We start from the raw sequence: 20,698 nt of genomic DNA, 5'->3' as shown, positions 1-20,698 counted from the left end.
TTTAGGTTTTTTTTTGATATCTCAAATATAGCGTTTAATTTCTTTATTCCTTAGTCATGTTACGCCTTTTATCGACAATCCTTTTAAACATCGAAGGCGTAAGCCCTGTTGTTTTTTTGAATTGTCCGGATAAATGAGCTACGCTGCTGTAATTCAATTTATAAGAAACTTCTGTCAATGTGAGTCCGTCTTCTATAATTAGCTTTTTGGCTCGCTCTATTTTCTGCATGATTATATAATTCTCTATTGAGGTATAGGTATGCTCAGAAAATATATTCGAAATATAGCCGTAGCTAAGATTGAGTTTATCCGAAAGATAAGATGAAATGGTCGAGGTAGGGAGCTTGTCTTTTTCATATACCATTTCTACTATAGTGTCTTTTATTTTTTGGATGAGCTGGCTTTTTTGGTTATCGAGCATTTCGATACCGTATTTTTTTAGGGCCTCTCTCAGCTGGGAATAGATTTCTTCAGGAATTGCTTCCTTGAATTCGATCTCGCCTAAGTCTAAAAGCTGGTATTGAATGCCAAATTTTTCAAGTTGTTCTTGCAAAATTACCCTGCAAGCCTGGTTAATATCATATTTGATGTATAGTTTCATATTCGTGTCGCAGATTAGGACAATAAATTTATTAAAAAATGTTCTAAGTCCTATCGTTTCTCACCGACTATTCACATGAATTTTTAATTGCATATAGTTTTTAGTTAGGAGTCAGCTACTTAACGATATAAAAATGGAATGCTTTATAAAGCATTCCATTTTTTATAAATTGAGATTCATAGCATTTTCTCCCGTTTTAATCAATTGATAGGTTTTTACGTTAATTTTATTTTATTTTTTAATAAATTGGTTTAGTTTGGTTTACAAATCTCAGTTTTGTTAATACGTAAATAGTTACATTATTAATATTTTAATTTACATAATTTCTACTCTTATTGTAAAATGAAGTGAAATTTCTGTTTTCATTCATATAACTATTTCTTAAAATTATGTAAAAATTTTTGTTAACAAAATTATAACTTTGATAACTAAGGTAAAATGTACATGCCTGATTTATTAGTTCAATTAAAACACAAAATCATGAAAATAGCATCCTTATTCTTATCGATTTTTGTTTTCGCAATTGCCGCCTATTTCTTTGCGGTCGATTTTAGAAGCTCTTTTGAGCTGAACTATATTATATATATGAGCCTGTTGTTAATCTTGATGTCGATATGTGTCGTTGGGATTATGATTAATTTGCCGCTGTTCATTCGTGGAAGGCGGAAGGTGAATGTGTTTTTATACAGCAATTTTTCACAAAAAAAGCTTGCGGCGAAACACAAGCGTATCATTAGGCTGAAACAGCATAATCATTTCAAAGAAGAACCAAAATATCAAGATACTGTTTAGTTTATGCAAGTATACTAAATGCAAAACGGCTTATAACCATAGCATAAGCCGTTTTTTTATTTTCTAAGCTGGATGCTTTTTATAATACTGCATTTTTTAGCTTTGAAGCTTCGTAATGTTTTTTGTTTACTGTTTTTTCTTCTCCTTTCGGAAGAGTACTCAACGATTCTCTTTCTCTTTTTCTGTAGCCTTTGTGGAATAGTTTGTCTTCCATGTCCGATGCCTTGTCGCACATTGCATCCCAGTGCCCAGTTTTTTTCATGATCATTCTGGCTACTGCTACGGCAGCAAATCCAGCGGCGATTCCTAATATTAAGTTTTTGGTTTTCATTGTGTTAAATGTATTAGTTGTTTTTTTGATACTTAAATTTACGATTTTAAAAACGGTTATGTATTAATGATTTTATAAAATTTGAGATTTTTAGCCTCCGACAATTTCTCCGCCGTTAATATGTAATATTTGGCCGGTCATATAACTTGCATCTTGGCTGGCCAAAAAAACATAAGCTGGCGCGACTTCGCTTGGTTGTCCCGCTCTGCCCATTGGGGTATCTTTGCCAAATTTCTTGACTTCTTTCCCATCAAAACTCGAAGGAATCAAAGGCGTCCATATGGGTCCAGGAGCTACTCCGTTGACACGAATGCCTTTCTCTGCGAGCATATTCGAGGCAGAACGCGTGAAGGAAACAATAGAGCCTTTGGTACTCGAATAATCTAAAAGGTGCACGCTTCCGCGATAGGCTGTTACAGAGGTGGTATTAATGATGGTGTCGCCTTTTTTCATGTGCTTCATCGCTTCGATTGAAACATAAAAAAAAGGAAATATATTTGTCTCGAAAGTTTCTAGAATCTGTTTTTTGTCTATTTTCTGGATTTCTTTTTCTGGAAATTGAACAGCGGCATTGTTGACCAAAATATTCAAAGAGCCAAATTTTGTTATAGTTTTCTTGACAATGTTTCTGCAAAAAGCTTCTTTTTTAAGATCGCCTTTTAGTAGCAGGCACTCTTGTCCTTCTTCAAGAATCATTTTTTTGGTGTCTTCGGCATCTTTGGTTTCGTTATAATAAGCAATAGCGATATTGGCTCCTTCTCTGGCAAAGTGAACAGCTACGCTTCTTCCTATGCCGCTATCGCCGCCGGTAATCAATGCCGTTTTTCCTTTTAGCTTGTTGCTTCCAGTATAGTCCTTGCGGATAATTTCGGGCTCCGGAACCATTTTATATTCTTTTCCGGGTTGGGATTGCTGCTGAGCGGGAAAAGAGTCTGGCTTTTTCATGTCAAAGAGATTTTCGTTTTTAAAAAAACAGAAGTAAAAAAGGAATCCCTGCTCTTTAGTAGCAGGGATTCCTGAATAAATAATCCCCAAAATTAAATAATTGGGCCCTCACCCAATTACCTAGTAGGTTTGCGATCAAAAATCATCATCAGTCGGATATCCCTCCAATAGGTCGTCATTAATATCTGCAACTGCACATATCATGGACGGACTGAAAAATCCCATTAGCCAATCAGGCAGTGTGGATTTCAGATCTATCGAGTTTTCCGACCCAAGATTTAGATTACGGTTGTTTTTATTATGATTCTCTTCCATGTCTAGATTCCTTTGAAATGTTTTTGACGTATTATGGCGTAGGCGTTTTTGTCGTATCTGTAGGAACGGCCATAGTGTCTGGAGCAGGCGTGGTGGCTGGTTCTACATTGGTGGTGTCGACAATATCTACATCAACATTTGTTTCTGTCGGTTTTTCTTTGCAGGAGATAGTCATACTCATCATAACAATGGCTGCCGCGAAGAATAATTTACTGGCTATACTTTTCATACTTTATTTTTTAGGTTACTATATTCAAATTTCTCCATTTTAAGACAAAAACCTCTTACACAATTAATAGAAAAAGTTATATGATGTGTTTTAACGCAAAAAGGACTGCTTTTTTACGGCAGTCCTAACGCAATCAAAATCCCCAAAAATCTACTTTTCAATAACGATAAAGTCGGAACGCCTGTTGGCCAGATGTTCAGCTTCGGTACATTTTATTCCGTTTTTGCATTTGTTTGTCAAGCGGCTCTCGCCATACCCGATGGCACTTTCGATACGCGATGGATCGATTCCTTTTGACAAAATATAAGTTCTTGTTGATTTTGCTCTGCTGTCTGAAAGCTTCATGTTGTAAGCATCTTTTCCTCTTGAATCGGTATGAGACTCAATCTTGATCTTGATGTTCGGAAACTTAGACATCGCAAAAACTACTTTGTCTAATTCTGTAGCTGCTTGTGGCGTGATGTCTGACTTGTCATAATCGAAGAAGATTGGATTGATGTCGATTTTTTCTTTATCGCCATCAATAACAACTAAATCCTCGTATTTGCTCAACTCAAAATCCACGTCTTTGATTTCGGCTCCGTTGACTTTTTTGCTTTCCAGCCCTTTTTCGTCTGTGCTATGGCCAGGTTTTGTAGCAGAAACTTTGACTTTCATGCCGCACGGAACGCTAATTCTATACGTTCCGAAAGTATTAGTAGCTACTTCAGAGATTTTATCGCCAAACATATCGGCAACAATTACCGTTGCTTCTGCAATAGGCAGCTTGCTTTTCGAATTGGTCACTTTGCCAGAAACCCACTGATTGCAAGGAGCTTTTTCTTTGGTAAAATAATAAAGGTCGTCGTCGCCTTTGCCTTGTGCGCGGTTGGAAGAAAAGTAGCCGTAAGTATCTTTCGGGTCTACGATATACGCAAAATCATCTTTGTTGCTGTTTATCGGCGCTCCTAAGTTTTTAGGCTCAGAAAAAGTTGCATCTTGTTTGAATTTGCTTTCATAGATATCAAGGCCTCCCCAGCCAAAGTGCCCATCTGAAGCAAAATACAGCGTGCCGTTCGAAAACGAAGGAAACATGTCGTTACCTGCGGTATTTATTTCAGGACCTAGATTTTTTGGCGGGCCTATAGTGCCATCTTCTGCAATTTGGCAGACATACAAGTCGGAACCTCCGTATCCTCCGGGCATATCCGAAGCAAAGAACAGCCATTTCCCGTCTTCGCTCAAAGCTGGATGTCCTGCAGAATATTTCTTGTTGTTGAAGAAAATATCTTGAGGTTTGGTCAGCTTTCCATCGGCAATAGTGCCTTTTACGATCTTGAAATTGTTGGTGCCTTCCTCGTCGTTAACGAGTTTCTTTTTGCGGACAATATTGGTCGAATAGTAAACAGTCTGCAGGTCTGGCGTAAAAGCAACCGTAGCTTCGTGATATTTGGTCATGGCATTCGGAAGAAAAACAGTCTCGTTAAACAAGCTTCCATTGGCGGTATTCCTTTCTGCTACGTAGAGATTTAAGAAAGGCTGCCTGTTCCAGTTATAAAGCTTTTCCTTGAATTTTGTAGTGTCCTTGCTTGAAGAATAGACTACTTTGTCGCCGTAAAAAGCCGGTCCGAAATCAGACTTGTCGGTATTGATTTCTAAATTGCGGATCGTATACAAAGGCTTTTCTTTAGACAAGCTGTCCATCTGTTTTTTTAGCCTTGTATAATTGGCAATCCTTTTTTGGTCGCCCTTGCTGGCAAGATATTCTTTGGTGATTTTATCTGCCTTGTCATAATCTAACACGCCTTTTAAGGATTCTATATACCTGATAAAATAATCGTCCGGAATGCTCGTGCCTTGGATATCATATAGTTTTTGGTACCATTTGAGCGCATTTCGCTTATCGTCGATGTAGTAGAATGAATCTCCGGCATTTTTGAGTGTCTGCGTTGAAGGCGATTTTTCTTTCTCCAGATATTCTTCATAAGCCTTTGAAGCATCTACATAAGAAAACTCCTTGAATAACTTGTTGGCCTTCTTTAAATTACTTTGTGCGCTAACAGATGCGATGCTAAGGCACAGGAATAGTATGTATATATTTTTCATGAGCTTGTTTTTTAGAAGAATCGTTGCGATTTGATTTGACTTGTTTTTCTAGACAATTGATAGCGCAGGATGATCTCGTGAGAACCATCATTGTATTTGTTCAGGTCGGTCGTGGTATAATCATACGAATATCCTACGAAGAAATCTTTCGAAATCTGAAACCCAGCCAAAGCACTAACGGAATCATCCCAGCGGTATCCAGCACCCAGAGTAAATTTCTCTTGGATAAGGAAATTGGCCGAAACGTCTACAGAAATAGGCGCTCCGCTCACTCCTCGAGCTAAAACAGCCGGCTTGAACTTGAAATTGTCTGAAAAATTAAAAACATAGCCCCCGATAAGATAGTAGTGAAGCCTTTCGATCTGCACGGATTCTTGAATGTCATCATAATAATCACCTTTGATAAAGCTTGGAACGGAAGCTCCGACATACCAATTGTCAGAATACAAATAAGCTCCGGCTCCAATAGAAGGCGTTATTTTGTTATTGATGTTCGTATTTAGCATGGCATCAGAACCGTCATAAAATCTTCCTTTCGACCAATCGACGTTCAAGACTCTGGCTCCGGCTTTTACTCCAAAAGCTAGTTTGGTTTTGTAGCTAAACATTAGCGTGTAAGAGAAATTTCCGTCAAGGTAAATTTCGTTAGAAGGACCTAGGTTGTCGTTTACGGCTGTAAATCCCAAACCAATCCTGTCGTTTGCTAGCGGACTGTGAAGCGTAAAAGCTTGTGTCGACGGAGCTCCGTCTATTCCGACCCATTGCGAGCGATGCAACAGGACCGCTTCGAGCGTTCCTGTTGATCCTGCATAACCTGGATTTACTGTCAGGGGATTATACATATATTGCGTATATCCCGGGTCTTGTTGCGCATTGGTTTTTATCGAAATCAAGATAAAAAGAAATGCTATGCTGATTTTGTATATAGTGATTTTCATACTCTTGCTGTTTTTAAATTGAAATTATCCTTTGGAATTAGCGGATTAAATAAAGCCATCCGCTTTTTGTTCCAGTTCCATCACCTAAATCAAGAATATAGTAGTACGTTCCGGTCGGAAGTTTTTTGTCTTCATTGATAGGAGAGTTGACATTCGCAGTTCCGTCCCAAGTATTTTGGTAGGCTCTTGTCTTATAAACTTCAACACCATAGCGGTTGTGAATCTGCAATGTGTTGTTTGGATAATTCTCAATGCAGTCAATTCGGAATAAATCGTTATCACCGTCATTATTCGGACTGAACTCATTGTATACAACCAGACATATAGGCTCAATAGAAAGTCGTGCTACGTTATTGCTTAGATCAGAATCTGAAGGATTCGAAGAGGCTATAGTAACCGTATTTTCATAATTTCCTGTCGATAGCACTTTTACCGTAATCTGCAACGTAGCTGTTTGTCCAGTTCCTAGGTTAGGAATAGTCCAAACTCCCGAAGTGTTAGAATAAGTTCCAAATGAAGCGTTTGAGCTTATGTATTGGAAACCGCTTTGCAATGGCTCGTTGATTATTAAATCGGTAAAATGGCTTAGTCCACTATTGGTTACGGTAATCGTGAATACTATATTTTCGTCTATGCTCGGTCTAAGATTGCTTGCTGTCTTGCTGATCGTAATGTCTGAGCAGACTCCGATAGTAATATCTCGCGTAGCAAAATTATCGCTTGAACAGCCTGTAGTATTCGTGAAAGTAACGCTTATGGTTCCTGTTCCTACGCTATTCCAGGTTACGGTAGCAAAATTATCTGTGGTCTGGCCGCCGGCTGTAATAGTACCGCCGGTAGCATCCCAAATATAGTCTGACATTCCTGGTGCAGTAGTGTAAGTTACAGCTTCAGAATAACAAGCCTCGTTGCCTCCGCCAGTAATTACCGCTAAGCCGTCGGTCAAGAATTGAACCGTAATCGCTAGCCTTGTGGCACTTTGGCAAGTTCCATCGCTTAAAGCAACATAATAAATGCCTGCTACTAACGGCGTTGTTGAGACTAAAGCATTTCCTCCGTTTGGCGTGTTGTAGAACACGACGTTGGTTTCATTTACCTGAAGGTCGGCTACCGTCGGTCCGTCTGCTTGACAGAATTCCTGAGTAGGATCGTTTGTCGTCGGCGTATTTGGATTGTTTACTGTAACCGTAATCGCAAGCCTGTTAATGCTTTGGCAGATGCCGTCTACAGTGACTGCATAATAAATTCCATTAGTCAGTGCGGTTGTTGGAGCTAAAAGGTTGCCTCCAGTTGATGCATCATAAAAAGCGATGCTCGTTCCGTTGACTTGGATACTTGCTACAGTTGGCGCATCAGACAGACAGAAACTTTGCGATGCATTGTTTGTCGTTGGAGTAGAAGGATTCGTTATGGTTACTGTAATGGCAAGCCTAGCTTCACTTTCGCAGATTCCATTTTGGATAGAAGCATAATAAACTCCAGATGTCAATACCGTAGTAGTTGGTACCAGATTGCCTCCTGTCGGTGCATCATAAAATATGACACCAGCTTCATTGACTTGTATGTTTCCGACTGTCGGATTATTAGCTTGGCAGAAATTCTGCGTCGTACTGTCCGTTGTCGGAATTCCGACTACAGTTATTGTTACTGCAATTTCAAGGCGCGTTACGCTTTCGCATCCTGTCGCATCCAATAAACTCGCATAATACGTTCCGTTGGTCAAGGCATCTGTCAGAGCTAAAGCAGTTCCTCCTGAAGGCAGGTTATAGAACACAACATTCGGTTCGTTTACTTGTAAATCAGCAACTGTAGGATTTTCAGATCGGCAGAATTCCTGCGTATTATCATTTGTTGTCGGCGTTGCAGGATTGCTTATCGTTACCGTGATTGCAAGTCTTACAGCACTTTCGCAGTCGCCTACTTGAAGCGCTACATAATAAATTCCAGCAGTCAACGGAGCGGTCGTAGCCAATGGAGTGCCACCTGTAGCTACATCATAAAATACAACATTCGACTCGTTGATGTCTAAATCTCCAATTGTCGGATTGTTCGCCAAACAGAAATTCTGTGTCGTATTTTTTGTCGTTGGCGTAGCAGGATTTGCCACAGTAACGGTTATTGCTAATCGTGTTTCGCTTTGGCAGATACCATCTGTTAGCGCGGCATAGTAAATTCCGCTAGTCAAGGCCGCTGTTGGAGCATATTGACTTCCTCCGGTTGGAGCATTGAAGAAAATTACATTCGTTTCATTGGTCTGAATGCTTGCTACCGTCGGATTATCTTCCAGACAGAAATCTTGCGTATTGTCATTAGTTGTCGGTATTCCGATTATGGTAATGTTGACTGTAATTTCAAGACGTATTACGCTTTCGCATCCTGTCGGGTCTAATAAGCTGGCATAATAAGTTCCGCTTGTCAAAGCATCTGTTAATGCTAATGGCGTGCCGCCAGTTGGCGCGCTATAGAAAATTACATTGGTTTGATTAACGTCCAAATCAGCTACAGTCGGATTATCGCCTTGGCAGAAATTTTGCGTAGGCGTATCTGTTGTCGGTGTTCCCGGATCGGTTATTGTCACTGTAATTGCCAATCTGATTTCACTTTCGCAAGTTCCGTCTAAGATGGTAGCGAAATAAATTCCAGGAGTTAGCGGAGTCGTTGGAGCCAGCTGATTGCCGCCTACCAACGCATCGTAAAATACAACATTGTCCTCATTTACTTGGATAGATGCCACTGTTGGATTGGCCAGCTGACAAAAGTTTTGGATAGGTTCGGCTGTTGTCGGTGTCGGAGGATTTCCGATCGTAACAGTAATGGCCAATCTCAGATCGCTTTCGCAATCGCCGTCAATCTGTGCGGCATAATAGATTCCTGGAGCCAACGGAGTCGTTGTTGGTAGCGGAACTCCGCCTATCGGTAAGTTATAAAAGACAACATTTGGTTCATTTACCTGCAAGTCGGCTACTGTTGGATCGTTTGTGCTACAGAAATTCTGAGTCGGATCTCCTGTTGTTGGGGCAGGAGGGTTTCCAACAGTCACTGTAACTGCTTGAAGATTTCCTGCTGTGTTCAGACAAGTCGTATCGCTGGTTACTGCAACATAATAGGTAAATGGACTTCCGGCTGTAAGCAGGCCTGTTATAGAAAGCGTTCCGCCAGTTCCGAGCGCATACGTGATACCACCAATCGTACCATTTGTGATAGGCTGTGTCGTATCGTTCGTGAAATAATAAGTGAACTGCGGATTTGCCAGCGTGCTTGTAGGCGTAAGCGTGACAGTGCTATTTAGACAGACGGTCTTATCGTCAATCGATACATCTCCAGCAGTTGAAGGTGGCAAGATAGTAAAAGTTACTTGCGTTCTATCTGCTAAAGCAGTCTGGCAGTATTCATCGGAACTGATGCCTACGAAATAGGTATACGTTCCAGGCGCAAGCCCTGTCAATGAAAGGCTTGAATCAGTTTCTGACGGAATCAATGTTTGCGTCGTACCGCTAAGGCTGTACCAGTAGAAAATAGGATTAGTAATGGTTAGTGTCGTATTCAATACGGCATCCAATACTACGTTTCCTGTAGTCGAACAGAAAGAAGTCGTATTGCCTCCGTTGATTTGAACCGAGGCTATTGCGTCTTCTGGTGCTGTTTCTGTAACCGTTACGCTTACTCTGCCTCGTGACATAAACTCACATCCAAATCGAACAGGCTGGATGTAATAGACATGTTGTCCGGCTGGCAATCCATCAGGAATTGTAAATGAATTTCCTGTCGAGACAATATTGCCTCCGACTCTGGCATCGTACCATATAAAAGACGTACAGGCTATGGAATCGGCTTCTAGTGTAATCGTTTCTCCTTGACAAGCTTCAATAGCATTATTGATATCGGCGCCCTCAATCTTAGTATTGGCAACTCTTTCAATATTGTGAATTCTTAATTGGTCTAAGACATTGGCAACACCTCCAAATCGTATCCTGATTCGGTCAAAAGATTCTTGAGGAACGATGGTAAGAATGGCTTCTTGGTCGCCAGGTAACAGCTGTAAATTTAATAAGACGCTTGAATTGTCGATTGGCGCACCAGACAAAGCATCGTTTAACATAGGCTGTATGTTAAGTCCAGCAAGAAGATTGAGCGTCAATAACGTGCTTGGTCTTGAAATTCTTATCTTTAAAGTATCTCCTACAATTGAAGGAGTCCTGAAAACTGCCGTAAGCTCGGCTGCCGCTAAAATTCCGGCACCGCTGAACATGGTTGCAAAAGAAGTCTCGCTGTTGTCTATGGCATTACGAGGTGTACCCACGCCAACTAATGCTGTCGCTGCGCCAACTCCTAAATCAATAGCTCCAAAAAGAACATCTTCGGCATCGCCAGCTTCGCAAGCAACTTGAGTAACCGGATTCTTGTAATACGCTTCATAGACTTTGGCACTTTGGGCAACACTTACAAGCGAAGTAATTTCTATTCTTACGCCGTCATAAGCTTGAGGGCCTGTATTGTTTGACGGGACGAAAGTGTATTCAAAGTTGTTTTGCCCTGATAATAAATTAAGAAGCGAACCCGAAACCGGCTGTAGCGTACCTACATCTACTGGAACTCCCGAACCATTTCTTTTTGTACCTACGACAGAAAAGCCGCCTACAAGAGTGAGTCCGCTATATTCAGAGCCTAATTTTAAGGTAACAGCAGTTCCGGCTGGAATAGTTTCATTCCACTCTAAAATCTGTGAAGTGGTTCCTATGCCCAAAAGTCCTATTCCTGTTGTAATAGTAGAAAACGTCTGAGGATTTCCATCTGCGGCACTTCCTGCATTGATTACACCGCCCGTGAGTATGGTATTCCAGCGCTGAGAATCGGCATAATTCCTTTCTGTCAGCGGAGGACATTCAGCAGGATCGAGTACGGTTATCGTTACACTTCCGCTTCTAGAACATGTTCCATCTACGGCTATCACGGTAAAAGTATATATTCCAGCAGTTGCGAACGGACCTGCAATATTAGAAGGAAGCGCAGTTCCTGTTGCAGTATACCATGTGATAGTTCCTGTAGAAATAGCATTTAGAGTAACTGTATTTCCAATTTGGGTAACCAGAGCCGTATTTGCAATGGCAAGACTTGGCTGTGGGTTTACTGTAACTACAACTGGAAGCACATCCGAAGAACAAGAAGTATTCGCACTCTGTGCTTGGATATAAAAGGTACCGCTAGAGGTTATATTGGATGCTGCTTCCGGCGTAATAGGAGTGTTGGAAGCATCAAAGAAAATATAAGTGTTGCTTGGACTGAGATTCAGTATCGCATCAGCTAGATTAACAGAACCGCATCCTGAGATGGCAGATTGTACTTGCAGCGAAAGTACGGTAGAGAAATTTACAGTAACTTCTTTAAGGGTGTTAGCCGCATTTTCGCAGAGTCCGCCGGAAGTTAAAGATATAAAATAGGAGTAAGGCGAATCGGTAGCATTTAGTCCGCTAATAGTAAGCGCTCCGGTAACCGGATCTTTTACATACGTTACTCCTGCATCACCGGTATACCCAGTCGTGATTTCCTGCGTCTTATTCTGGTCGGTATAGTATCGAATAAGAGCGCCTCCCAAGCTTGTCGTAGGCGAAAGCGTTATGTTTCCTTGACAGGCAGTGAGCGTGTCGGGAATATTGATGTCGGCAGCAGTCGGAACGGTTATCACCTTAACAGGAACCGCGACTCTTCGCGATTCTTCCGTACATCCGATTTTTGCGGCAGCGACATAAAATACAGTATCACTGTTTAGTTGTGTAGTTTGAAATGGAACACCAGATGCGACTGTCCCTAAAGCAACACCGCCTTGAGCAGTATTGTACCATCTGATTTCATTTCCAGGCGCTGTAGTTGCAATTAGAGAAGCCGTAGTTCCTGAGCATATTATCGCGTTCAAGGTAAATGGGTCAGTGATGGTAGGCAGTTTAGGAACGCGAACAATATCGTATAAGTCAAGGCTCTGTGTCAACTGCAGGTTGAGCAAGGAAGAATAGCGAATCGTAATTCTATCGGCAGGTGCATTTGGGGCAAAAGGGATGGAAGCGATTTGATTTCCTTGCAGTAGCGTCAGAAGGTCAAGATTGAGCAGTGAGTTCAATGACCGCGAATCTACGATTGCAGGACCGTTGTAAGCAATGATTTGGATATTGTTCGCGACACCTAAAGCTAATAAGGAGGGGTCTACTTTCAGTCTGATGTCAAATTCATCTGTCGTCTCGGAAAGGCCGTCAAAATAAATGGTCTGCTCGATTGAAGCTGCTACTCCCAAGATTCCGAGACTTAATTTAGAAAAACTATTTGGATTAGAATCTAATACGTTTTGCGGATTAGTCACGCCGGCACCACCCAGATTTAATAAATCAAGGCTGATACCTTCTCCGCTATAGGAAGTGTAAGAAGCATAGCCACAATTGTCTTCGTCAGAAATATAAAATGCATCATAGACGCCAAGTTCTTTAGTGTTGAACAGGCCTAGCAAGCTGCCAATCCTGTTTCTGAGTCGGATTCTATTATAAGGCTGAGACGGAGTGATGGCAATAAAAAAGGCACCTGTCTCGTCTGTCACGATTCGGAGCCTTTCTGTGGCAAATTCACCAATGTCTTGGCTGTCACCCTGGAGAATTATGCTATTTCCGTTTTTTGCCTGGACCGTAAATTCTTGATTTCCTATCAATACAGCACCTAATACGTTAGAAAGTAAGTTTCCAAGACTTCCGCCCAGCAATGCCGGAAGGAGATTCTCGTCTGTTTGTATTTTTACATAAGAAGTAGTATTCGCAGGCAAAGGCGCCGGATACTCTAGTTCGATATAGCCAGAATAGGCTCCAATCCCTAAGGCTAGTCCTGAACTAGCTCTGACGGCCGCTTTAGTAGCGAGGTTTCCGTCAACTGCATTAGAGGAAAGATCAGTGTTGTTTTCGCTTGAAACTGCTCTAGCATAAACTCTAGTGGATTGCGCACTGAGAGGATTATGGTAAAAGAGCAGTAAGAGAAAAATAGGAAAGTATCGAAAATAATACGCCCCTAGAAAAGTAAAATTAATTTTCATAAGCAAAGCATTTAGTTAATAGATAGATTTTGGGAACCTTTGTTTTTAACGGGAAATTAATAGTTTTCTTAAAGTTTTTCTTACATTTTTATTGTAAATGAGTAATTATGAATAATTTATAATATGTTTTGAGTGGTATTTTTAGAAAAAGTATATATTTGTTTTCGAATTGTTATTAATCTTTAAAACGTAATAATTCATCCCCAAATTTCCAAAAGCGCGCCCTCATAGATTCATCCTGTGATATGACTTTATGCTTGGTGTTTAAAAAATACCACGAGTCCTTGTGAATATTTTTTAAAAAAATGCTTTATGAATAGATTGTGCAGTCAATTTCATAAAGTGGATTTTTAACGGAATTCATAATTTAATTTTATCTTATGATAAAGTTACAATACATTTTGCGAATATGCAAGAAAATAAATCACAAAACGCGATTAGCGTTATCGAAAGATTGAAGAAAGCGCTGAAAATCAAGACAGATATCGAATTATCTGAATTTTTGAATATTAAGCCGAATACCATTTCTACATGGAAAAAAAGGAATAGCGTAGATTTTGATTCGATAATCACAATTTGCGAGTTATACGAACTCGACCTGAACGAGATATTCTTAAACAAGAAAAAAGCTGGTTCTTTTACTAATCACACTCCTCTTATTTCTCGCGAAGTACAATTTCAATATGCAAAAGGAAACGATGTGGTCTCTTTACTCGATATTCTCCCGAAATACAGTTTTCCTTTTATTATAGAAGAAGACTCCAGAGTGTTTCAAGTGGTAAGCAATAACATGTTTCCAGTCATAGATGAAAACTCATTCGTGATTTGTGAAAGAATCGATGTTGATAGAATTGAAAACGACTCTATAATCGTTGTAATCAGCCGAGAAAAAGGACTGTTTATTAACCGTGTGGCCAAAAGCATTTATGATGATCATATTTTTGTGCTGAGCAATGAAAATGATTTTTACAGCAGCGTCAAATTAAGCGTTGTCGAAATCGCAGAAGCCTGGGTAGTTAGAGGTGTGTTGTCTTATGATGTGAATAATGCAAATAAGTTCAAGTTTATGAACGAAAGCATCAAAAGGATAAACAAGTTCCTAGACGACACTAAAGTCAAATAATACTTTTTTAAAATATAAGATTAGCAACTGATTGGCAGAGTACTTGGATGATAAGTGTTCTGCCTGTTTGGTTGCATAGGTAGCTGAATTTCTGCAAAGCTGACCTAATAAATAAAATTACCTTAAAATTATGTAACGATTTTAGAATTAGATATAAATAATTTTGTGTCCTATAAGCAATAGGAATTATGAAATTACTTTGTTTCTTACTACTCCTTTTTTGCTCCAAAAGTTTTTCGCAAACTTTTGGAAAGACTCCTATTGCTATCTATCCGTCACCCATAGAAGAAAAGGACATGTCCTATTATAAATGGTATACCCATCCGGAAGAAGAAAACATCTATATCATTAACTTCGAGCGTGACATTAACGGATTTATTACGGCCTTCAAGGAAGTAAGACGATTACTTTCCGAAAACAACCTCAAGTTTGAAGAAACCATCAGCGATATGTCTTCATTCCATCCGAGCCTGCAGTCCGAACACAGTTACGAAGAACTGCACAATTCCGTAAAAGAAGAAAAGTCAAAAATTTTCATGACTTGGAATTCAGGAAGGGACTTTCTGACGCTTTTTTTAAAGCATGATATCTATATGCTGATAGTAGGCAATAAAAAGACAGAATGAGATTCTTTATTCCGCAATTTTGACAAATGACACTCAAACCAAAAACTAATATCTAAAATTCATATGAATTCATCTGCTATGACTATTTTTCTTGTCGATGACGATCAAGACGACCAGCAGCTCTTTGAAGAAGTCGTAAAGGAAATCAAAGCTTCCAATAAGCTCTTGATGTTCAAGAATGCCGTTGAGCTGATGGAACATCTCAATCAAGAAAATATAGTGCTGCCGCATATCATATTCTTAGACCTGAACATGCCTTTTGTTTCGGGATCCGAATGCTTGAAAGAAATAAGAAGCAACCCTAGGTTTATGGACGTGTCTGTAGCCATATACTCCACGTCGTCTTTAGAAAAAGATATAGAAGAGACATTTATTAACGGGGCAAATATCTATATCACAAAACCCAACGACTATGCCGCCTTGAAAAAGACAATAAGAAACGTCCTGAATATTAATTGGCATTACCATAAATCAGGACTCGACAGGAAAACTTTCTTCTACAATGTCTGATTTATAAAGAGCTTTGGAGAAAGGGGATGCTGATGAATAAAAAATTTAAAATAAGTAATAAACGATAAAAAAAGGATATTCTTTTTGCAATATCTTTGCACTATTCAATAGCAATTTCTATGAAAACGTTTCTATCATCTGCCGTATTTTTCATCTGCACCGTTACAATGGCGCAAGATGTAGCTTTTATAAGCGCTATTTCCAGGACAGATAAAGGAAATGCGCGCCAGGCTTCCGATAAGATTGCCTCGCTGACAACGCTTTCCTATAGATTCTATAAGGTCATGGAGAAAGCCGCCGATTCCAGTTACACTATTATTTATGCTCCGGCTGCTATCTCTGATGCAGACCTCGAGAGCAAAAGCGAGTGGGACGAATGCCTATATGTCGACTTCAAATTGCAAAACAAGCTAGAAACAAAAGCCTTGAAATTCCAAGCCATCAGAGGAAAATACCTCGATATCTTTCCGGCTTGGAAAAAATATTTCAAGCAGAAAGCACACATCGAATATACGATTACAGATCCGACTACTCGTGAAATAGTCGACACCCATTACGGCTATCGCTTTATTCTTAAAGAAGGCGATAACGCAAGAATCCCAAGATGGAGTATAATCAATAAGTCTTAATTTTCGCGACAGGCGGCTAAATCCATTCTGGAGAAGCATAATAATCATCAGGCAGATACGTGAGATATTGTACCATACGCGGATGCAATCCATGATTGGGCATAGCGCAATGCGGCAGCGTATTTTGCCAGATGATAAAGTCGCCTGCATTGGCTGTTATAGGAATAGGCTGTAACGTGTTGATCGCCTTTTCTCTCGGATGCTCACCCTCTTCTAATCCTTCCAGCCACAAATCAATCGAATTATGGAATCCTGGCACACAGTGAAATGCGCCATCTTGCGGGCCGCAGTCCGTTAAGTATAAAAGTCCTTGCATCGCAAAAGGTATTGGCTGTTTCAAGCTGACGTCCCAATGGAGTGGACTTCCCCTAAAACGGAAATGTTCCGTCTCAGGCGGATTAAAACTTACCTTGTCTATGGTAGGATAGATCTTCGACGTTTTATAAAGCTGTTCGTACGCTTTTCGTATGCGAACAGAACCCCTGTTTTTGTTTAAAGTCTCATGATCTGAAAAACTGAGCATTAGTCCTTTTTGTTCTGCATGTCTGTTATACCAGCTTTCTTTGTCATTAGGATCCATTCCTAAGAAATTCCAAATAGCCTCTTCTGTTGCCTTGCAGTCTTGTTTTGAAATTGCTTCTCTTACGATAATATACCCGTTTTTATACCAAAACTCAAGATCTTCTGGTAGGAGTACGTCATCTTCACGTTCACTTGCAACAGCTTCAGCTTCTCTTTTTCGACTATGTATCCAAGTTTTGAAAGCTTCAAAATCAGGTTTTTCAAAATAAAGAAATTGGAGGGCGTCTTCCATGCTGATACCGAGCCGGTAGAGCGTTTCGATTTCTTTGTCCCAAGAAGTTGTATCAGGATTTACAGTTACGTGAGAACTTACTGTTCGTTGCCAGAGTTTCTCAAGAAGAGACCAAGCCATAGTTTTTATATCAAAGTTGCATCAAAAATAGCGAATAATGACAAAGAGGGTATCAAAAACAATCTCTTATTTCATTACGCATTATTTCCTATAAGATTTATTCGTTGTTCTTTAGAATGTGCGCTGTTTCCTCAATTTTTCAATGAGTTACAATTTAAATGTCAACACTTTTGTCAACGCGGTTTTTTACGTTATTGAATGAATATGAAGTAGTTTTGATAAAGAAAGTTATTCTTTTATGAAATTCCTTCAATCAATTAAGAATACAATTATTAATGTCTAATCCTTAAAAAACAGGTATGAAAAATAATTACAAATATCTAAGATTCATTGTTGTGATATTAGGTTGTGGTTTCTGCGGCCCGGCCTTTTCTCAAACAATACTTGGTACGGAGGCCAAAAAATTTCATGGCTATGAATTATCTCAAAAAGAAGGGATACTGTCAAAACTGAAAAATGTCAAAGAGGGACAAAATAGCCAGTTAGAAAGAAAGTCTTTGATTGGTACAGACTTAAATGAAGGAGATGCGGCACGAGAAGTTACTCCTTCAAATTATGGCTTTAAAGCCACTATTTTAAGCGGCAGAAGCGTCCCTTTTTCAAGCACCAATGATGCAGCAGGAAATGTCTATATAACCGGAACAAGTTCGAATAGCATTTCGGCTGAGGCAAACTTTGTAACCATAAAAGTAGATGCCAACGGAAACAGAGTGTGGGAAAAACGTCAAGAAGGAACATTATATGCAGCAGAGATAGGAACTAAAATTGCCCTTGATGCAACAGGAAACCCAATTGCAACAGGAATTAAATGGAACGGAAATGATATGGATATTCGAACTGTAAAATATGATGCCGCTTCAGGAAATGTAACTTGGGAAAGAGTTTTTGATGGAGGCAACGAAGGACTGGATGTGCCGACAGCCATGACAGTCGACGGAAACGGAAATATAATTATTGTCGGGGTCGCATATGCCGGAACAAGCATACGCTATGTGACCTTGAAATACGATGCGGCCGGAACGCTCCTTTGGTCGGTTATTGACAGTAATGAGGTCGAAGAATCATGGAATGAGCCGACTTCAGTAGCTGTAGACAATGCAGGCAATATAGCCGTAACTGGATTTGGTACGAATGCCGACTATTGGCAGACCTACTATACGATCAAGTATGCAAGCAATGGGAATGTTTTATGGAAACAAAACTACACGTATACAGATAGCTCCGATCCGAATGATCCCGATAGTCCTTTGCAAGATACGAACTCAATTGCGCGCGATGTTACGTTCGATGCTGATGGTAATTGCTACGTAACCGGAACCCTAAATACTTTTATGAGCAAGGCAGGAACCGTAAAATATAATGCTTCCGGACAACAGCAATGGCTAAAAATATTCAGAAGCGGTACAGATTTTACCAATGCTTATGATATTAAAGTGACCCCAAATGCTAAGATTTATGTAGGAGGAAAACATCTTGGCGATTGGGTTGATGACGGCTTTTTCCTGATCTCTTATAATCCAGATGGTACAGAAAATTGGACAAGAGAAACCAACAATCTTATCGAAATAAAAGATGCCCACCTGACTTTAGATGCTACAAACCTTCCTGTCATTGCAGGTCGAGGCTTAGACGAGAATTTTGCTGACAACAAATTTGTAGCCCACAAATATAATGTTGATGGTTCGTTGGCTGGAGAAACAAGTTTTGTCAAGCCATTTTCTCCAACAGAATCGACTTCTGAGTTTATTGGAGTTGGAGTAACAAGTTCAAACAACCTGATGCCGGTTTTTACTACAGACCTTTCTGCCGAAGGAACCGTTTTTGAAACTCTAAAACTCTCTTTTACTGCGACAGCCACTCAGCCTGAGTGGAGAAATATTTATAGCAGTGATGCCTTTGCTTCGCAAGCTTTATCGGCAGTACATGATGACGATAATAATTCCTATGTTGCCGGAGTTTTCAGTACAGTGAGCGGAGATAGAGGCATATCCAACTATTACGTAAAAAAATATTCTCCGACCGGAAACCTAGAGTGGGAAAAAGTGTTCAACCCTTCCAACGGAAATGAAAGTAACGGAATTAAAATACTGGCAAATTCAAATGGGGAACTAATGGTCTACTTGATCCCATCTGAGGATGCGGCCTATCCTTTAAAAGTGAAAAAATTCACGTCGGACGGTACTTTGCTTTGGGATTTTTCTAAAAACGTTTTTGGCTCCAAACTATATGCGTTTTTTCTAGATGATTCTGGAAATGCATACATCAGCGGAAAAGCAAAAGAAAACGATTCCGATATTTTCGGAGTATTTACAACCATCAAAATATCCAATACAGGAAGCGAAGTGTGGACTGACTTTGCGACGTCTCCAAATCCAGATGACAATATCTACACTATTGAATCCGGAAAAGCAGATGCAGATGGTAATATATATTTAGTTGGAGCGTCAGGATTTGGCGGTATGATAGTCCAAGACACCAATCTTGCCGTATTAAAATATGCTGCCAATGGAACATTGCAATGGTTCAATAATTATGACATCGCAGGCCATTTTTCAGCGGGAAGCGATTTGATTTTTGATCAAGATGGCAGCCTTTATGTGAATGGTGCCGCACAATCAGAAACAGAATATAATGAGAAATCATTAGTGGCAAAGATAAACCCAGCAGGTGCTCTTCAATGGTCATCACTCTATGAAGAGCCAGGAAGACACATACGTTCCTATGCCGTAAAACAATTGAGTACGGGAGACTTGATCCTCGTTTCGTTTAGCGTAATTTATGGCGTAAACAATAAGGTCGTACTTCAAAAATACGATGAAAGCGGAAACAGAATCTGGGTACGAGAAACCGAACTAAACCATTTTTATAGAGACATTTACGTTGACGCCTCAGATGATATTTTTATGTTGAGCCAGATATATACAAGCTCATTCCCGTATAGGCTAAACTACAGTACGAGTGCTTATTACATTGGCTCTCTGATTAAAGTTGATCCTACCGGAAACGGAACAGAAGAGCTTTTAGTAGGTCCAGAACTGTCTGCCTTTAATCCTGTGAGCTTGTTGCCGCTTCCGGACGGAAGATTAATGATGCCGGGAACCTTAGAAAACGAAATGTTTTTGTTTCAAGGAACCTATTTTTTCCAAACAGACCATAATTCTTTAGGAACAGGCGAACACCCGAATCCAGAAATTAAATCCAATTGGCTGGGACAAAACTATCCGAATCCAGCCATCGGAAAAACAGAAATACCTTTCTATATCGAAAATGCAGGAGAAGTGAAAATCAAGCTCTATGACAGTACAGGAAAATACATTATGGATGTTGCTGACGATGTTTTCCCGCAAGGATACAACACTGTTGAGGTAAATGTATCGGGCCTGAACCAAGCCATTTATTTTTACCAATTGGTTGCCGACAATTTTAAGCAAGCCCGAAAAATAATTATCAAATAATAGAAAATAGTTAGTCCGTTTGACAATTGCCAAGAAATCTCCTGTCCTGCAGCAATGCAAGGCAGGAATTTCTATAGTATTTAAGACAAAACATTCTTATTTTTGATAAACCGCTACCACTA

The 20,698-nt window shown here is 39.9% G+C and carries 14 protein-coding genes; 6 read left to right on the top strand and 8 right to left on the bottom strand.

The features are described 5' to 3' along the window. Window positions 1-43 precede the first annotated feature (43 nt). Complete coding sequence (locus tag CLV94_RS15540) at window positions 44-601, bottom strand: helix-turn-helix domain-containing protein (protein ID WP_121377431.1); 558 nt, start codon at window positions 599-601, stop codon at window positions 44-46. 480 nt (window positions 602-1,081) lie between these two features. Between CLV94_RS15540 and CLV94_RS15535 the strand changes: the two genes are divergently transcribed. After that, the gene (locus tag CLV94_RS15535) at window positions 1,082-1,393 is read left to right on the top strand and encodes a hypothetical protein (protein ID WP_147406646.1); all 312 of its coding nucleotides are present in this window, start codon (window positions 1,082-1,084) and stop codon (window positions 1,391-1,393) included. Between the two features lie 79 nt (window positions 1,394-1,472). On the opposite strand, the gene CLV94_RS15530 is transcribed toward CLV94_RS15535, so the two are convergent. The 6 genes from CLV94_RS15530 to CLV94_RS15500 all read right to left on the bottom strand — a co-directional run bounded on the left by CLV94_RS15530 (window position 1,473) and on the right by CLV94_RS15500 (window position 13,299). Continuing rightward, the gene (locus CLV94_RS15530; RefSeq protein WP_121377429.1) at window positions 1,473-1,724 is read right to left on the bottom strand and encodes a hypothetical protein; all 252 of its coding nucleotides are present in this window, start codon (window positions 1,722-1,724) and stop codon (window positions 1,473-1,475) included. A gap of 90 nt (window positions 1,725-1,814) precedes the next feature. Beyond that, window positions 1,815-2,669 carry an SDR family oxidoreductase gene (locus CLV94_RS15525; protein ID WP_121377485.1) on the bottom strand — a complete coding sequence of 285 codons (855 nt, stop codon included), beginning with the start codon at window positions 2,667-2,669 and terminating at the stop codon, window positions 1,815-1,817. Between the two features lie 346 nt (window positions 2,670-3,015). Next, window positions 3,016-3,213, bottom strand: coding sequence for a hypothetical protein (locus tag CLV94_RS15515; RefSeq protein WP_121377427.1), 198 nt, complete (start codon window positions 3,211-3,213; stop codon window positions 3,016-3,018). A gap of 150 nt (window positions 3,214-3,363) precedes the next feature. Beyond that, window positions 3,364-5,298, bottom strand: coding sequence for an OmpA family protein (locus CLV94_RS15510; protein WP_121377426.1), 1,935 nt, complete (start codon window positions 5,296-5,298; stop codon window positions 3,364-3,366). A gap of 11 nt (window positions 5,299-5,309) precedes the next feature. Next, complete coding sequence (locus CLV94_RS15505; RefSeq protein WP_121377425.1) at window positions 5,310-6,236, bottom strand: PorP/SprF family type IX secretion system membrane protein; 927 nt, start codon at window positions 6,234-6,236, stop codon at window positions 5,310-5,312. Window positions 6,237-6,273: 37 nt separating this feature from the next. Then, window positions 6,274-13,299, bottom strand: coding sequence for an Ig-like domain-containing protein (locus CLV94_RS15500; RefSeq protein WP_121377424.1), 7,026 nt, complete (start codon window positions 13,297-13,299; stop codon window positions 6,274-6,276). A 409-nt stretch (window positions 13,300-13,708) separates the two neighbouring features. Here CLV94_RS15500 and CLV94_RS15495 point away from each other — a divergent pair, with 409 nt between their 5' ends. The 4 genes from CLV94_RS15495 (at window position 13,709) to CLV94_RS15480 (ending at window position 16,187) form a co-directional block, all read left to right on the top strand. Continuing rightward, window positions 13,709-14,422 carry a LexA family transcriptional regulator gene (locus CLV94_RS15495; protein WP_121377423.1) on the top strand — a complete coding sequence of 238 codons (714 nt, stop codon included), beginning with the start codon at window positions 13,709-13,711 and terminating at the stop codon, window positions 14,420-14,422. 188 nt (window positions 14,423-14,610) lie between these two features. After that, entirely contained in the window at window positions 14,611-15,048 is a 438-nt protein-coding gene (locus tag CLV94_RS15490) for a hypothetical protein (protein WP_121377422.1), read from the top strand. Between the two features lie 63 nt (window positions 15,049-15,111). Further along, the gene (locus CLV94_RS15485) at window positions 15,112-15,558 is read left to right on the top strand and encodes a response regulator (protein WP_121377421.1); all 447 of its coding nucleotides are present in this window, start codon (window positions 15,112-15,114) and stop codon (window positions 15,556-15,558) included. A gap of 119 nt (window positions 15,559-15,677) precedes the next feature. Then, complete coding sequence (locus CLV94_RS15480; RefSeq protein ID WP_121377420.1) at window positions 15,678-16,187, top strand: hypothetical protein; 510 nt, start codon at window positions 15,678-15,680, stop codon at window positions 16,185-16,187. A 16-nt stretch (window positions 16,188-16,203) separates the two neighbouring features. On the opposite strand, the gene CLV94_RS15475 is transcribed toward CLV94_RS15480, so the two are convergent. Beyond that, complete coding sequence (locus tag CLV94_RS15475) at window positions 16,204-17,121, bottom strand: phytanoyl-CoA dioxygenase family protein (protein WP_121377419.1); 918 nt, start codon at window positions 17,119-17,121, stop codon at window positions 16,204-16,206. A 299-nt stretch (window positions 17,122-17,420) separates the two neighbouring features. Between CLV94_RS15475 and CLV94_RS15470 the strand changes: the two genes are divergently transcribed. Continuing rightward, window positions 17,421-20,576, top strand: coding sequence for a T9SS type A sorting domain-containing protein (locus tag CLV94_RS15470; RefSeq protein WP_121377418.1), 3,156 nt, complete (start codon window positions 17,421-17,423; stop codon window positions 20,574-20,576). The last annotated feature ends 122 nt before the right edge of the window (window positions 20,577-20,698 follow it).

The organism is Flavobacterium endophyticum (assembly GCF_003634455.1).
Classification (GTDB): Bacteria; Bacteroidota; Bacteroidia; order Flavobacteriales; family Flavobacteriaceae; genus Flavobacterium; species Flavobacterium endophyticum.
The sequence above is the reverse complement of the archived record's forward strand: the minus strand, read 5'-3'. Positions and strand labels throughout refer to the sequence as shown.